Here is a 16640-nt window from a genome sequence, read left to right as displayed (position 1 = left end):
TTGGTATATTTATTAGATAGAAGGTAAAGAAGATTATTTTTAATATTAGGGTTTATAATCCAAATTTCAGAGTAAGGAATCTACTACTTATATAATAGAGATTCCATCTCCAAAACAGTACTACTGTATGAATGAGTTGTATTCAATGCAGGGAAGAATGTAGATCCTTAATACTAACGGAAAATTATTTTACTGAATTTTCATGTAAAGACTCATTTAATTGATCAATCACTGTCGTCCATTCACCATCAGAGTGTAGTTTTTCTTCTAAAAAATGACGTTGAGCATCAGTCCAAAAAATTGCTTGTGTTAAAAAAACATCTCCAGCTAGCTGATGGCTCTCTATGAATTTTGCAATTGCTTCTTCAGTAGAAGCTAAACCAAGCTGTTCAAATAATTTGGTCATTCTTGGACGTGTTTGAGTCATGTGCTTAGCCCACAAATTTATATTAGATCAAATTAAACATAACATGTTTATATTTAAACTAAAATAGGCTTTGTTGCACAAACCTATCTCTAAAGGCTTATTCCACAATATAATTCTAAAATGAATAAGCCCACACCTAAAATCTATCGTACAACCAATTGGTCTTCTTATAACAGTGCATTAATAAATCGAGGAAATCTCTCAATTTGGTTTGATCCCAAGACTCAATAGTACGCTCAACCCAAAGGTAAACATGGTCGAAATCAAACTTATTCAGATACAGCCATCCAATGCTGTTTAATGATCAAATCCTTATTTCATCTTTCTTTACGCATGGTCACTGGCTTTGTGCAAAGTCTCATTCATCTTTATAGATTAGATTGGACAGCACCAGACTATTCCACCATCTGCAGAAGACAAAAGCATATTGATATTGCAATTAACTATCAAAAAAGCAGTAATGGCCTCCAGCTACTCGTCGATTCTACTGGCTTAAAGTTTCTAGGCGAAGGTGAATGGAAGCGTAAGAAACACCAACCTGAATATCGTCGCCAATGGCCTAAACTTCATATTGGTATAGATGCTGAAACCCTTCAAATACGCGCTATTCAACTCACTACAAATAATGTGAGTGATTCACAAGTGCTTGGTGATTTACTCGATCAGATTCCACAAGATGAGCAGATTGACTCTGTCTATACTGATGGGGCTTATGACACCAAGCAATGCCGTCAAGTAATTGCAGACCGACAAGCACATGCGGTGATTCCGCCAAGAAAAAATGCGAAACCTTGGAAAGATACGAAGACCAGCTCGCTAGAGCGAAATGAATTACTTCGAACAGTTAAACGTTTAGGAAGAACAATATGGAAAAATTGGTCAGGCTATCATCGCAGAAGTCTGATAGAAACCAAGATGCATTGCATTAAATTATTAGGCGATAAACTCCGTGCGAGAAACTTTCAAAGCCAAGTCAATGAGATTCATGCACGTGTGGCCGTATTAAATAAATTTACAGATTTAGGTCGACCTCACACCCAAGTTGCCACTTAAATTTAGATAACTTGGAAGAAGTTTAGCTTTTGAATGTTTGTGCAACAAAGCCACTAAAATATAAAAAATTAAATAGCTACTATTTTCTTAGACAAAATGATTACTACATTTCATAAATCAACCACCTACATAATTTGTTTGTTAAATGATCATTATTTTTCAATAAGATTATTTTAATAGTTAAAGATTTTAAATTTTAAAAATGACAAAAATGTAATTTTGAAGTCATCGCTATGTTTCTGTCTCTCACTAATAATTGAAATATAAGAGGAGATGATGTGGTCTCATTAAATATAGATTTTATAAAGTCATCTCTAATGAACTAACGAATCAAGAGGAAACGTAAATGAAATTATTTCAAAATAAAATGACTGCTCTACGTAATGTTGTAGTAGCTGCAACGATGATTGTGGCTACTACAACTACGTTCGCTCATGTGAGTTTAGTGAGTGCGATTCCTGCGGAAAATGCATCTATCCTTAGTCAACCAAAGAACTTGACCCTTAACTTTGGTGCAGAGGTTATGTTGATGAATATTAAGTTACTGGATGCTCAGCGAAGAGATGTTCCTTTAAAATATAAAGTTACTCATGACTTAAAGAAATCCTTTGATGTCGCTCTTCCGAAACTGAAAAAAGGTAAATATACCGTTGTCTGGACAACAATGGGGAAAGATGGTCACAACATGAATGGTGAATATAGTTTCACTATCAAATCAACTAAATAAGAATTGATTACCTTTCAACATGTCAGTGAGGTGCTGGCATGTTGTTCTAGAATGGACAAAAATAATGATTTCTGAATATTGGATGTGGGCCACTTGGTTAACTAAGGTTATTTTATATTTAAGTGTAGCTTTTGTCGTTGGTGGAGCCTTTTGCTATTTTTTACTTAGACAATATCTTGAACTAAAAGAATCGATTCTTAAATATATTACAATTGGCGCTGGATTAGGCCTAATTTCCAGTACCTTGGGATTTTTTATTCTGATTGGTAGTTTTGCCAATACTGGTATTACAGGTATGGTGGACCCCACGTATATTAATATATTGGTTAATACTCCGACGGGGTATATATACGTTCTTCGTTCTATTAGTTTTGCTCTTTTACTTCTTCTCATGGTGGTTAAAGTTAACAGGAACAAAGGTGAGTTTTCTATAATTGAAAGTTCAATATTTTGTATTTTACTTATCCCGATTATTTTTAGTTTTTCCCAGCTCGGACATGTCGCTAATTTAACCTTACTTGCTCAAATTTTATTATCAATCCATATTCTAGTTATGTCGTTATGGATGGGGGCTTTGTATCCGTTATGGAAAACCAGCCGGGAAATAAGTGGTTTACCTTTAAAAGATCGCATGCATGTATTTGGACGTATTGCTGCTTTCATTGTTGGGATATTAATCGCCTGTGGCGCTAGTGTAGCTCTTCTTTTAATTAAAGATTTTAATACCTTAATCAATACTGCATATGGCTATGGTTTCATGGTTAAAATGTTTTTTGTTATAAGTATTCTACTTTTAGCTGCCTTCAACAAATGGTATTTCACCCCGCGTCTTCAACATCCTAAATTCGCTAAACACCTTAGTCATGCCATTTTATTTGAGATGTTATTAGGCCTATCAATTCTATTAACAACCGGCTATATAACAACAGTAGTGGGTATTGAATAAGAGAATTTCAAAATAAGGTTATTGAGGAAATTTAACATTAGTACTTTTATCTTTTGTAGCTGAGCAATAAAGTTTCTACTGGACTGCCAGCTTACGACAATCAGAACAGTAAAATCGCATCATAAGGCATTTATACATTAAAGGTAGTCACCGGTTTTTAGCTTCAATCCATAAGAGTCTCATCTATTCAGTTCACTACTATTGATTGAAATAACTATCTTATAAATTTCAAAGTGATCGTAGATGACAAAAATGTCATTTTTAAGTCACGTTAATGTTGGTTAAGTACTTTTACTGTAGTCATTAGAACGCTATGCTTTAGAATACTCTGATGAAAACTATGGATGTAAACAGACCAAGTTACAGCAAGTAACTGATTCAGAGAAAGGCTGGTTGTATGGTGAAAGTTTAGAGTTACTGTTCTAATGGTTTAAACAAATATTTTGTTAAAAAGGAGCAACATATGAAATTTCACATCGCTAATATGACTTGTGGTGGTTGTGCACGAGGCATTACTACTGCAATTAAAGAGCTCGACTCGAATGCATCACTCGATATTGATTTACAAAACCGTATCGTTGAAATCAACACAACGGTGAGTCAGGATCAAGTCATTGCCACTCTCAGTGAGCGTGGATTTACAGCTGAGCCTGCTTAATCTCTGTTAGAGTAAAGTGGTAATCCCTTATCACTTTACTTACTCTTGTTTTTCTCATCGTACAGATAAAATCTGTACTTGCTTGCAATAAAAGTGCTGCCTGAATTCCCAATTATCTTGGTTCGAGCTGATCTTCGCATATAGAACTCAGCATATCTAAATGATAGAGATCGTATATGAGTACCGAAATGACTGATACGCCACGCTACTGTGAAACATTAGAGATTGAAGGGATGACATGTGCTTCTTGTGTAGGGCGTGTGGAAAAAGCTTTAAAATCTGCTGAGGGGGTTGAATCAGCTCATGTAAACCTGGCAACCGAAAAAGCAGTCATTTATGGACATCAACCACTTGATCGCGCTACTTTGATTAAAGTCGTAGAAAAAGCAGGCTACGAAGTGGAAGTATTGCAACCGATAGAGCTTACGATAGAGGGTATGTCATGTGCTTCTTGTGTAGGTCGAGTAGAAAAGGCCTTAAAATCTGTTGAGGGTGTGGAATCAGCTCATGTAAATCTGGCTACTGAAAAAGCGACTATTCAGGCAAGCTCATCTGTCACTCGTGACTCGTTAATTCAGGCTGTCACCAAAGCAGGGTTTGAAGCAAAGTCAGTTCATCAAACTACGGAAAGCTTTCAAGATAAAAAGAATATTGAATTAGAAAAACTTAAAAAAGATTTAATTTTGTCAGTCTTATTGACTCTACCCGTTTTTATTTTAGAAATGGGATCACACCTGATTCCCGCCTTTCATACGTTTATGATGGATAACATTGGCCAACAAAATAGCTGGTTAATGCAATTTTTCTTGACCACAGTAGCATTAATTTTTCCAGGCCGACGCTTCTTCAAAAAAGGCATCCCAAGTTTATTCCGCTTAGCACCAGACATGAATTCCTTGGTGGCTGTAGGAACATTGGCTGCTTATCTTTATTCAGTGGTTGCTACTTTCTTTCCAAGTGTCCTGCCACAAGGCACGGTCAATGTTTATTATGAAGCTGCAGCGGTTATTATCACTTTAATTCTATTAGGTAGATTTTTTGAAGCCAAGGCAAAAGGCCGAACGTCTTTAGCAATTCAACATCTAGTTGGAATGCAGCCTAAAGTTGCCAGAATACAGCTCAATAATCAGGTGATAGAAGTTCCGATTGCCGAAGTTCAAACAGGAACGATTGTAGAGATTAGACCAGGTGAGCGTATCCCTGTCGATGGTGAAGTTATTCACGGCCAAAGTTTTATTGATGAATCCATGATTACTGGCGAGCCTATGCCCGTTGAAAAAACGATAGGCTCTACTGTGGTAGGAGGAACAATTAACCAAAGTGGCAGCTTAAATATCAAAGCCACCTCTGTTGGTAGTTCATCAGTGCTTTCTCAAATCATCCGAATGGTTGAACAGGCACAGGGTTCCAAGCTGCCTATTCAGGCATTGGTTGATAAAATTACCATGTGGTTTGTACCTGTAGTCATGGGTCTCTCTCTTTTAACTTTTCTTACGTGGTTTATCTTCGGCCCTGAACCAGCCCTAACTTTTAGTTTAGTTAATGCTGTTGCGGTACTCATTATTGCATGTCCTTGTGCAATGGGGCTGGCAACGCCGACATCAATCATGGTGGGAACTGGGCGTGGTGCTGAAATGGGTGTTTTATTTCGTAAAGGGGAAGCTTTACAGCTGCTCAAAGAAACTAAAGTGGTTGCAGTTGATAAAACCGGGACTCTGACTGAAGGGAAACCAATTTTAACTGATCTGCATGTCTTAGAAGGTTTTGAATACAATGCCGTACTTTCACTTATGGCAGCCGTTGAATCAAAGTCTGAGCATCCTATTGCTCGAGCAATTGTACAAGCCGCTATAGATAAGGAATTAATCCTGTCTCCTGTTGCTGATTTCAAGTCAGTCACGGGCTATGGAATAGAAGCAACGGTGTCTGAACATTTGGTTCATATTGGTGCAGATCGATATATGGAAAAACTAGGTTTGAATCCTAATGTTTTTTCTCAATTTTCGGATCGTTTGGGAGAAGAAGGAAAAACCCCTCTCTATGTTGCGATTGACCAGAAACTTGCTGCCATTATTGCTGTAGCAGATCCAATTAAAGAATCAACATTTGCTGCAATTGAAGCGTTACACCAGTTAGGTTTAAAGGTTGCCATGATTACAGGTGATAACCGTCATACAGCTCAAGCGATTGCAAAAAAACTAGGTATTGATGAGGTTATTGCAGAAGTCTTACCAGAAGGTAAAATAGAGGCCGTTAAAAAATTAAAAAATCAATATGGTAAACTCGCATATGTTGGAGATGGCATTAATGATGCCCCTGCACTTGCAGAAGCAGATATTGGTTTAGCGATAGGTACAGGTACAGACGTAGCTATTGAAGCTGCTGATGTGGTTTTGATGTCTGGCAACCTGAAAGGAGTGCCGAATGCTATCGCTTTAAGCAAAGCGACTATAACCAATATTCGTGAAAATTTATTTTGGGCATTTGTTTACAATGCAGCTCTGATTCCTATTGCAGCAGGTGTACTTTATCCGCAATTTGGACTGCTACTTTCTCCTGTATTTGCTGCTGGTGCAATGGCTCTCTCGTCAATATTTGTACTAGGAAATGCTTTACGATTAAAACGTTTTAAAGCCCCCCTTGCAATTATTTAACCATTTTTTATATACATTTAAAGTTTTGTTGGCTTTACTTTATATATTTGGAAATAGTCTAAGCCATGTTGGCTTTTATTAAATATCATACAGTTGATATTCTAATTATTTGAGAGGGATTAAGATGAAAAGAATTTTATTAATATGCTTTATAGGCATGTCATTTACCTATGCGAATAACACTAAATATAAAAAAATTGGAAGAATAATTTATTAAATTATTGTTTTTATGTGGTTATTGGTGATGTTATGAATAATAATAACTTTTTCTTGATGAATTTTACCTAAAAAAATTGATCAGATAATTTTCTTTAAATGTCATGCATACATAAATTTGACAGTTTGAAGGGATCGGTATGTGCATTTTTCACAAGGTTAAAGATCGACCATAAATGTGATAAACGGCAGAGGATCATTGAAAAATGAATGGATTTAAACACTACATGTATGCACGAAAAAAAGTATCGCTGCGGTTCTGCTGACAGGCTGTATTGAGCATTGAATGCAAATGATGTAGTAATTGTCTACAGGCTATAGGACCAGCATGAAGAAGAATGAAATGTAGTTGCCAATTTATAACCTTGGTTGAAAAGCATAGCATTGTTATTCGGAGAAGTGAGGTAAGCCATCCTTCTCTTATTCATTTAAAATGATTCTTACTCAACTGATCTCGACTCATGGGCTGGTTCCAATTAGACGGATAATAACTTCCATCCCCTATCTTTTTCTTACCACATTTCTTGCATTTAATCCCTTCTTTGGAGATTTGATTCAGCATCACTGTTGTCGGTTGAATCAAATCAATGACATAGTTCGTTGGTTCAGGAAAAGCAGAAGAGGCTGCTTTATTGCAAAAGAGAACATTCGGATCAAATGGATTGGATTGCACAAAAGCCATGATACAGCCACAGAGTAATTCACCTGCATGTAATCTGTAACATCCATTCAGGTCATCAGACGAAGATTAATCTGAAATTTAAGCACTAAACGCCATAAATCTATGTATGGGCAGACTTTTTTGAGACATATGTTGATAAACATGCGGCAAGTTACATTGCTTAAAAGTCTATCTAAGTTAACGATCTATTCAATTCTGGATAAGTAATCTGAATATTACGATCCTAAATTACCCGAAGAGTATTAAGATTTCTAAGAATCGTGATTGTTGGTTTATTTGGGAAATTAATCAGTGGATTGAAGCAAAGATGATGGCTCATTAAGGATTGTGGGCTTCGACTACTTAAATTTTAGGTATTTTGAATAAAGCATATTTCAAAAATCTTAATTAATGGATTTAAATTACCATAAAAACCTTCAATATTGGCTTGAATCCATTGTTGTTGAGAGTCAATGCGAGACCAATCAATACCATAACCACAATGAGCAATCAGATGCTCAAAGAAAATCCGTTGTGTACGTCCATTACCTTCACGGAATGGGTGTATGACATTAAGCTCACAATACAAGTCGGCAAGTTGAGGAATCAGTTGTTGTGGTGCTAAGCCTTGAAAGTATTTTTTTTCTTGAAGCGGTTTGAGTAGTTTATTGGTTTCAATTTCAATACGGGAAAAATTACAAAAACGGGTGTCACCTTTGGAAATATCGATTTGTCTTAACTTTCCTGCCCAGTCGTATAAGTCGCCAAAGAGCTGCGCATGAATTGATTTTAAGTATTGTAAGTCGTAAGGTGGTTCAGCATATTCAATTAAGTTACTTGCCAATCCAGACAGTTCTAGTTCAGCTTGTTCTAAAATTTGTTCATCATGAATATTGAGTTTGTTCTTTAGGATATTTGTGCCAGGGTAACAATACAGGCTGTCACCCATTTCCCCATATTTATCCATACATGCACCTGACTAAGTTTCGGGTTGCGAATACTTCTTATATTTTTGCAAGATTTCAGCTTTACTTTGTTGAGTTGTTTGAGCTGTCGTTGTAATGCCTTCAAGCTTTAGGCTGGCTTGATAGTTTTGCGCACGTGTCGCTTGAATATATTTTTTTTTCTGTTCAGTGGTTCTGAGCATTTCGAAACTCCATTGATGCTACACGTGAAGTAAGTATAGCAGAGAATCTTTTTGATCAATGCTGCATACACAGCATTTCAAAATGTAATACAACGGTATTGTTTCATGTAATAACAGAAAACTAAAAAAAAGTGGAAGAATTTTTAAAATTTAGACCACCCATGATAAGTAAACCATATGTATTTGTTGATAATTGTAATTTTGAGAAAATTTAGTTGATAAATTAAATGAATTTTAATATACAAAGATATGCTCATTTTTTATATCGATAAAAATGTTAAAATTTGACTATTTAGTAAAAAATATAGAGATATTTATGGGGCAATTTATCATGCCCTTTTGCTTTGAGCGACAAAATGTTCAATTTAAGATAGTAAAAATTAACTCAGAACTACTGAAAATCAAAAAGATTAAACAGAGCCAGAAAGTAGTAGTACAAGCAAAGTTCAAAATAATCTATGTGAAAATTTGGCAAAAAATATTGCTATTAATGCAAACGGAGCCATGCTTACGTGTACATTCTAATTATGTTGCAATCTTACAGTTGATACATAATCTTGATGATTTTATCGAAAAATCACAGCAACACTTGTGCTTTGAGAGAAAAGCTCAGAAAGAGCTAGATGCTAAATTTTTTGCTAGATTTTTTAAGCTGACAAAAAGTTCAATCAAAGATCAACTTTTACCAAATTGTTCAGATCGTAATGAATTTAACCAATGCAATTTGATAAAAAATTAAGCGAAAGCGAATATGCCCAAGATTGAAACAGAAGAGCAATTCTTAGATTTAGCAGAAAAATTTCAACAAGATTATTGTCTATTACATGATGATGTTGTGAATACACAATTTGTCGATCTATCAGATGATTTATATGAAGAAGTCTACGCTCTATACAAATTAGCACAACAAATTTATAGCTATATATCAGGCACTAGGCAGATTGGTAAGTATTCTTTTTTAGCTGCTGTGAGTTTTTTTGCATGTCCAGATACTAGTAATACACAAGAGCTGTCATCGCAACGCTATTTGATTTTACAAGCGAGTTTTTTAACATATCGGCAGTATCAAGAATTTGCAAAAATTGATAAAGCTGAGAATAAGCAAAAGCATGTTTGTGACCTCTTACGCTATGTCTCACGATATGTGCTGGATTCTAATAATGCTGAATTATTTCATGAATGCAGTAAGCTGCTAAATTGTTATGTCATATACGAACGTAATTTGAAAAAAGAGGATCGTAATCAACTTTTTAATATTAAAGATTTCAAACAAGTACAAGCCATAGAGTATTTATCGGCTCTATTAATAATTTTTAAAAGACTTGATGATCGTCGTGTTGTTCATCGTCAGCGTAAGTCAAAAAAAAGTAAAGTTTTGCAATGGCCGACGAAAAATGAACTCAAAAAATTTCGTGAAATTAAAACGGGTAAGCAAGTAGATATTGGACATAACGCAAAGATCAGTATTTATGATGCCGCTCTTCACAAAGATGAAGAGGGTGAAGTTGATCTATTAGATCCTGAAATGGAGTTTTATTCAGAAGATGAAAAGTCTAAAAATTTAAATTATATACTCAGCGATAATGCGACGCATCTAATGCGGCATCGCCAGCGCCGTCATGCTCCTTTTGTTACAAATCCACATTATTTGGCGCCAGATATACTGAAGCAAATTGTTTATGTGTTGAGAACCGAGTTATCCGGGCACTGGAGGGATGCTGCAATCGCTGCAGCATGTTTATTGTCACTTTTGACGGGATTATCACCCGTCGCACTGATGGATTTTAACGAGCTTATTCAAGATGGAATTTTGATCCAGAATGGTTCAAGTAGACGTCGCGAATATTTACTCAAATTAAATCTTAAAATTACAGAGCAGAAGATTAAGAGCTTAAATCATGTGCGGTGGAATGAAGTGATGACACATCAACTACATTTACCTTCTGCTTGGTTTGACTATATAGAACAAGCATCGAATCCACTAATTTCATCAACACACATTAATACGAAACTTAAGAATTGGCTTGATAATCGGTTTGTAGGTTCGATCACTGTAGAAAAACTGCAGGCTCAATTATATTTTCATATATATTATGAAACATATAATGAATATCTTGCTCATGTAATTGCTGGGCGGGATAGTCAGCATCACATGCCTGGTATCTATTATGGCGGGCTACCGAAAACTCAACTCAGTAGCACATATCTAGCCTTTTTAGAAAAAGCACTTACACCACATTCCACACATTTTACTGAAGACGCGGCTGAACTAAAAATATTGCAACAACAATTCAAAGTGCAATCTGCATTATCTATAGGAAGGATAGGGAGCCAACTGGCACTTGAACCCAATTTTGTGAAAGAGCAATTCCATATTTTACATAGACATTGTCACGAAAACATCCAAGAAGATAAGCACATTATTAATCAACTTAATGCATATGCGTGTTGGATGTGGCATATCAGTTTGTTGAGTTTGGCAAGTCGGCCTAAAAAAAACCTGTTGGGGAATTTGGATGATTATTGTGTTGAGCTCAAGCTTTTATATGTGAATGATAAAAAAAATAGTAAAGCAAGAAAAGATGGTCGTTTTATCCCTTTATCTGATTTTTTCATAAAAACACTGCAAAATTACACTGCCTTTTTAGAACAAATTATTGAAGCGTACGGTTCATTTTTTAGACAAGTCTTTGCAAAGAAGAAGATAACTGTAAATGATCTTTTTGGTAAGGTCATTTTTAGTAAAGATATCTTGCCGATAACTGTCAAAGAATGGCAGAGCAGGAAAATTAAGTTAATCCCTTTATCGAGAAAATGGGTGAATTCATATATGCAAGGAGTCTTTCCAAAGAATATGTATTCGAATTGGTTACGTCATTTTGACATGAACTTTTTGATGCATGAGCAGCAAGAGGGTAAACCAGCATTAGCTTTTCACTTAATTCAGGCCCTGTATGGTCATGACCAACGTGACCGAGAGGCTTTTCATCCGCATTCTTCACTTATCCCGAATGTCTATGTACAGCAAGCCCGCCAGCAATTGCAAGATAATGTCAAATCTTTATCGATTAAACACTTAGAGCGAAAATAGTTGTATGCAAAAAATCAAAGAACTAATAAAACCACAACTAGATGATCTATTTGTTGATATTCATAAAATGGTGAAAAAGTCGCTAGATAGACAGCCTTCTCCACCTGAAGTATTGACGAAAGAAATGCAGCAAAAACTTGATCAGCAGATCGCTGAAAAATGGCATGACATTAAAGATAGTGTTGATTGTTTGAGTCAAAAGTTGAGCCGAGACGAACAATCAAAACTGATGCAATTTACTGAAGATGAATTTAATAAAAGAAGGAAGCAATTCAACCAGAATGTAGATAAAAAATCATACAGAATTAAGCTAAATCCACATACTAAACGGATCGTACTGCCTAGAAAAATTGAGAGTACAGAGTCACGGTTAGAACAGGGGCATCTACATATCCATGTACTTAAGGAATTAAGGCAGTATTGGCAAGATTCATTTGAATATTGGAATGAACCAAAGTACTTATGGGGAAATTTATGCTTAAGTTTTATATATATTTCAGGCTGTGCAGATGAACAGCATTTGATTGCTATTCAGAAGCAATTGCAGGAGGCCATTGAGCTTGGTACAGATCTGAATTGTTTTCGGTTATACCATTCGGACTACAAAAAAATCACTAATCCATTGTTACTACATTATCGTGTTGAAAACTCTCAATATGGCAACGATGTAGAACAGGGAAAGTTGTACCAATGGAAACATGTTTTTTTTAACCCATATGCGCAGTTCATTTTGCAATATTTAAAAAAGTTGAAAGCTTCTCAGAAAGAATTTTGTCTGCAACATTCAGTTGAAGATTGTATTTTAGAAAGCTTGAGTAAGATAGGCAGGAAAAAAAGTCTTGGGGATCTGCAATATCAAATTAAACGCCGTGGATTTCGTGCATTTAATGATGTGCAAATGGTACTCGAATTTAATCCAAACCTCAGCATAGATATATTTTTGAGTAATGTGCTTCAGCAAGAGATTAATACTGTTGCTTTAAGGCCATCCGAATTTAGATTGCTGTGGAATAATGATTACAATCAAGTCACAGAACCAGATAATCGCCCTATTCATTTTGAACAAGAGCAGTTACTTCCTGAAGTTCCGACTGTTCAAAGCAAATTACAAACGATTCCGTATGAGTTGATGTTGTTTGGTCAAAAGAAACGTAAAGGTCAAAAAGTTGAGCGTTTAGATAAAAAGAGGAATAAAGAAGAACGCACGCTACGTTTTTGGCAAGAAACTAGAAGGGTGTTAGAGGAGAAGATAGTTGATGCTAATACGGAGGAAAAGTCTTTAATTGATGCTCAACTACGCTTAATTCACTGGTTAATGCATTTAAAAAAACGAGGGCTTCAATTATCAACTATTGAAAGCTACTTAGGATCGTTTGGCAAAGAATTTATATTTGAGATTTGGCTCAATAAATTAGATTTAAAGCAACAATCCATAGATGACTATGAGGATTTATATCGGCAGCTATTGAAATACAGCAGTGAACGTGATGAAAAAGCAGTTCAACGAGATTCGGTGAAAGGAAAAACCTCTCGTAAGATGCACCAAAGCGCAGAATACCGTTTTGGTCGCCTAAAAGATTTTCATCAATTCTGTATAGAGAATTATGATGCTCCAGGGGTATTGGTGTTACAGAATTCAAGTTTTAAGCATTTACAAATTTGCAATGCACGGCTAGTGAGTCCTTTGCTATTTGGCAAATTATTGGAAAAACTAGAAAATTTAAGTCAAGAGCCAACGGCATCAGAGTGGGTCGATCATCTGAGTTGTTTAAAGCTGATGTATTTACTAAGTTATAGAACTGGACTTCGATTAAATGAAGTTCGTTGTCTTAAAATACAAGATATTATTTGCCCAGAGCTACTTTATAAAGAAAAAGAAAATACAGTTTTTAATAATATCACGCTTCATATCCAAGACAATTCATATCGCCGTCTGAAAACGCGAAGTGCGAATCGTCAAATACCATTGAAAATTGCATTGTCAGAACATGAGTTTTTAGTAGTACAACGTTACATACAACATCGTTATGAGCAATATTTGGTTAATCAGCAGGATGATCTACTTTTTAGTGTGAATCATCGTGTATTAACTGATCAATGTATCAGCAAAATTACAGTAGATTTGTTTAGTCAAATATTAGGTATGCATCATGGCTTTAGTTTTCATACATTACGCCACAGTGCTGCTAACTATCTAGCAATAACTTTGCTCGGTTCAAAAGAAATGATCAAGACCTACACAGATTGTCCTTGGGTAAAAGCAAAAAAGATGAGGGATTTATTGTTTGGTATGAAAGCACGTGCTCAAGAAGAGATTATTCAACATAAATGGCAGGTGCTCGCCTCTTGGATGGGGCATAGCAGTATTGAGCAAACGGCTTCAAATTACCTTCATGTTTTGGATTTATTAGCAGTCGATCGAATTTATAATTCGCCGTGTATCATTTCAAAAAAAGTATTAGAACAGTGTTTTAGTCCAGTGAAGTCAAGTACAGACTACATAAACCTAAATCGTTATACTCAGCAGCAGAAATGGTTTAATTCTTATCAGCAAACACAGCCAGTTACGATGGCTGGCCGACAAGAAAAGAAGTTTAGTATAGAGAAGAGTACTCTGACACCTTTTCAACGTTTGATAAGTTTTAGAGAAGGTCGTTTAAGCGAAGATACTCAAGCTCAAGAATGGATGCAACGATGTCAATGGATGAGCACTAAATGGATGGATCGCCAAAAATTTAATTTAAAAACGAATTATGTTTATAGTAAGAATTTAGAAGAGAGTTGGTTTGATGAACTTTACGAAAAGGCTAAAAAACTGACTCGTCCAGATGAAATAATTCCTCTCCTTGATTTTCATTATAAAGATGATAGGCAGCAAGATGCACTGAAAGAAAAGAACATGGTTAAGGCGCTTAAAATATTATTATTATTTGGAAAACTGCGTAAGAATTTTCTACATTTTCAATGCCGAATGAAAGGTGATGAGCAACAAATTGTTAATTTTATTACTGGTATAGAGCCAATGTTAGGAGATCATCTGTATTTAGAAAAACAAAACTACCCAGTTAATTTGGATGCTCCTGAGCGAACCGTTAAATTTAGTTTTCAAAGAGTTGTCGGCTCTAACAAAAAAAATGTTACTCCGCTGGTTATATTTAATTTAATGTTAAAAATGATGCAAAAAGATGAACTCTGGATCAAATAGCCTAAGCATGTTAAAGGGGAATTGTTTAAAAATCTCTCTGGTTATAAGTAAACTGTCTTTATGAAAAGCATCATACTAACTTTGATTCATAATAAAGGGAATTTAAAAGCTTTAGCATCACAATTTGGTCACTGGATTTTAGACAATAGTGTAAAGATTAGCACTTTGGTAAATCGATGAGCTAAAGTGTTGTAGTCCAAACTCGATCTGACAATTACCCATTTTTTAGTGTGCCCGTCAGGTTAAATTTGAACTGAATTTTTCTCAGCCCAAATTCATTTCCAATCAAGTTATGTTTCAAGTGGCGTGCGAACACTGCACAATTTAATTCACGGTGCCTAAGACAGGTATCAACTTCGGACCAGCCATTCTAGCTTTGCTAATGATTTCCACCAGCTCATCATAAGTCAGTTCAAACTTATCTTCGCTATCAAAAACATAAACCATGTTCTTGCCTTCATGTTCAACTGGAGTAGGTGGTACAAAGCGTTTCGGGATTAGGATCTGCGCAAGTTGTTCATCAGTTAATTTAAATAAGTGCATGTTTTATCCCACTCTTGGTAAGTCAGACCATTTTGTTAAATACGATGGTGATCTAAGGTTTTGATTCATGTGCCATGAGGCTTCTTGATTGTTGGCAATGCCTAGCGTGACGAGATTCTTCCCAAACCGTTCACTGATGGCTTCAATAGCATCTGAAAGTTTTTCGCGCTCTTGTTTATGCGAATAGTCCGTGAATAGATCGGGCACAAATTTGGATTTATCCGTGATTTCGAGCAGCACGATTCCCGCCTTTTTATACTTAAAGCCTTTCTTAAATATCTGATCGATACCCTTCATTGCAGCTTTGGTGATGAGCAGTAGATCATCTGTATGTTCGTGCATTTGAACCACGATATAGGGTGAGTAACGCTCAGTTTTATCAAAGCGACTGGTTTGGATATAAACCCCAATCATCTTGCAGATTGAGCCATCTTCACGCATTCGCTTTACAGCTCTGGCCACATAAAGCCGGACAGAAGCTTTGATGTCATCCATTTCATACACTGGGTTACCATAAGAGCGACTGCTGATGATTTGCTTCTTCGCTACAGCATCATCAGTCAGGTCAATACAAGAGAGACCCTGTAGCTCAAGCACCGTCTTTTCCATCACGATACTGAACTGCTTTTTGATTTCTTTAGGGTTGGCATTGATGAGATCCAGCACAGACTGAACACCCATGGCATTGAGCTTCTTACAGTTCTGCCTGCCGACGCCCCAAATCTCAGACACATCGACCTGCGCGAGTAGCGTTTCTGTAGAGCATGGGTCCATATGGGCCAGATTACAGACCCCATTGAAGAACTTGTTCTTTTTGGCGAGATGATTGGCAATCTTGGCTTCAGTTTTAGAGCGACCAATCCCAATGCAGCAGGGTAGTCCTAACCAACGCCAAGCCTTAGCTCTCATATCTTGCGCATATTCGGTCAGGTCAAATAAATGCTCATAAGCTGTGAGCTTCAGAAAGCATTCATCAATCGAATAGACTTCTTGATCTCCTGGTGCAACATAGTCCCCAAGCAGTTCCATAAAGCGCTTAGACATTTCGCCATATAAGGAGAAATTACTGGATAGCACCTGAATGCTATGTTGCTTGATCAGATCCTGAATGTGAAATACAGGAACACCCATTTTGATGCCTAAGTCTTTCGCTTCCTGACTTCTGGCCACAGCACAGCCATCATTGTTGCTGAGTACAATGGTCGGGCGATCATTCAAGGCAGGATTAAACACACGCTCACATGAGACGTAGCAATTATTCACGTCGACTAACGCGAATATTTCATTTTCACTTTGCATTGTTATTCTTCTT

General features: G+C 36.2%; 13 protein-coding genes and 1 pseudogene. 8 read left to right on the top strand and 6 right to left on the bottom strand.

Features of this window, described 5'->3' with window-relative positions:
• Positions 1–184: 184 nt before the first annotated feature.
• Positions 185–427: a DUF2789 family protein gene (locus tag N5J47_RS14630; RefSeq protein WP_004281876.1), complete on the bottom strand. Its 243-nt coding sequence runs from the start codon at positions 425–427 to the stop codon at positions 185–187.
• 120 nt (positions 428–547) lie between these two features.
• Here N5J47_RS14630 and N5J47_RS14625 point away from each other — a divergent pair.
• From N5J47_RS14625 to N5J47_RS14605, 5 genes and pseudogenes are all read left to right on the top strand, one after another.
• A pseudogene (locus tag N5J47_RS14625) lies at positions 548–1480 on the top strand (IS5-like element ISAha1 family transposase).
• Positions 1481–1826: 346 nt separating this feature from the next.
• Complete coding sequence (locus tag N5J47_RS14620; RefSeq protein WP_004681441.1) at positions 1827–2207, top strand: copper resistance protein CopC; 381 nt, start codon at positions 1827–1829, stop codon at positions 2205–2207.
• Between the two features lie 64 nt (positions 2208–2271).
• On the top strand, positions 2272–3153 hold the full coding sequence (locus N5J47_RS14615; RefSeq protein WP_151788922.1) for a CopD family protein: 882 nt from the start codon (positions 2272–2274) through the stop codon (positions 3151–3153).
• 463 nt (positions 3154–3616) lie between these two features.
• Positions 3617–3811, top strand: coding sequence for a heavy-metal-associated domain-containing protein (locus N5J47_RS14610; protein ID WP_125268863.1), 195 nt, complete (start codon positions 3617–3619; stop codon positions 3809–3811).
• Between the two features lie 176 nt (positions 3812–3987).
• Entirely contained in the window at positions 3988–6465 is a 2478-nt protein-coding gene (locus N5J47_RS14605) for a heavy metal translocating P-type ATPase (RefSeq protein WP_279960752.1), read from the top strand.
• A 640-nt stretch (positions 6466–7105) separates the two neighbouring features.
• On the opposite strand, the gene N5J47_RS14600 is transcribed toward N5J47_RS14605, so the two are convergent.
• The 3 genes from N5J47_RS14600 to N5J47_RS14590 form a co-directional block, all read right to left on the bottom strand.
• Positions 7106–7363 carry a hypothetical protein gene (locus N5J47_RS14600; protein ID WP_004726728.1) on the bottom strand — a complete coding sequence of 86 codons (258 nt, stop codon included), beginning with the start codon at positions 7361–7363 and terminating at the stop codon, positions 7106–7108.
• A 349-nt stretch (positions 7364–7712) separates the two neighbouring features.
• A complete protein-coding gene (locus N5J47_RS14595) occupies positions 7713–8309 on the bottom strand; it encodes a putative adenosine monophosphate-protein transferase Fic (protein ID WP_004658347.1) in 597 nt (198 codons plus the stop codon).
• 12 nt (positions 8310–8321) lie between these two features.
• Positions 8322–8489, bottom strand: coding sequence for a YhfG family protein (locus tag N5J47_RS14590; RefSeq protein ID WP_002125865.1), 168 nt, complete (start codon positions 8487–8489; stop codon positions 8322–8324).
• A 274-nt stretch (positions 8490–8763) separates the two neighbouring features.
• On the opposite strand from N5J47_RS14590, the gene N5J47_RS14585 reads away from it, so the two are divergent.
• From N5J47_RS14585 to N5J47_RS14575, 3 genes are read left to right on the top strand one after another with little or no spacing between them, the layout of a single operon-like run.
• Positions 8764–9228, top strand: coding sequence for a hypothetical protein (locus N5J47_RS14585; RefSeq protein ID WP_000911011.1), 465 nt, complete (start codon positions 8764–8766; stop codon positions 9226–9228).
• Between the two features lie 12 nt (positions 9229–9240).
• A complete protein-coding gene (locus N5J47_RS14580) occupies positions 9241–11580 on the top strand; it encodes a hypothetical protein (RefSeq protein WP_279960751.1) in 2340 nt (779 codons plus the stop codon).
• 4 nt (positions 11581–11584) lie between these two features.
• Positions 11585–14785, top strand: a complete 3201-nt coding sequence (locus tag N5J47_RS14575) for a site-specific integrase (protein WP_279960750.1) — start codon at positions 11585–11587, stop codon at positions 14783–14785.
• 324 nt (positions 14786–15109) lie between these two features.
• Here the strand turns inward: N5J47_RS14575 and N5J47_RS14570 are convergent, their stop codons facing one another.
• Together N5J47_RS14570 and N5J47_RS14565 are read right to left on the bottom strand one after the other, a co-directional pair.
• Positions 15110–15328 (bottom strand): hypothetical protein, encoded by a 219-nt coding sequence (locus tag N5J47_RS14570; protein ID WP_004999974.1) that lies wholly within the window; start codon positions 15326–15328, stop codon positions 15110–15112.
• Positions 15329–15331: 3 nt separating this feature from the next.
• On the bottom strand, positions 15332–16627 hold the full coding sequence (locus N5J47_RS14565; RefSeq protein ID WP_004999977.1) for a Y-family DNA polymerase: 1296 nt from the start codon (positions 16625–16627) through the stop codon (positions 15332–15334).
• Positions 16628–16640 lie beyond the last annotated feature (13 nt).

The organism is Acinetobacter sp. GD03645 (assembly GCF_029845285.1).
Classification (GTDB): domain Bacteria; phylum Pseudomonadota; class Gammaproteobacteria; order Pseudomonadales; family Moraxellaceae; genus Acinetobacter; species Acinetobacter corruptisaponis.
The sequence above is the reverse complement of the archived record's forward strand: the minus strand, read 5'-3'. Positions and strand labels throughout refer to the sequence as shown.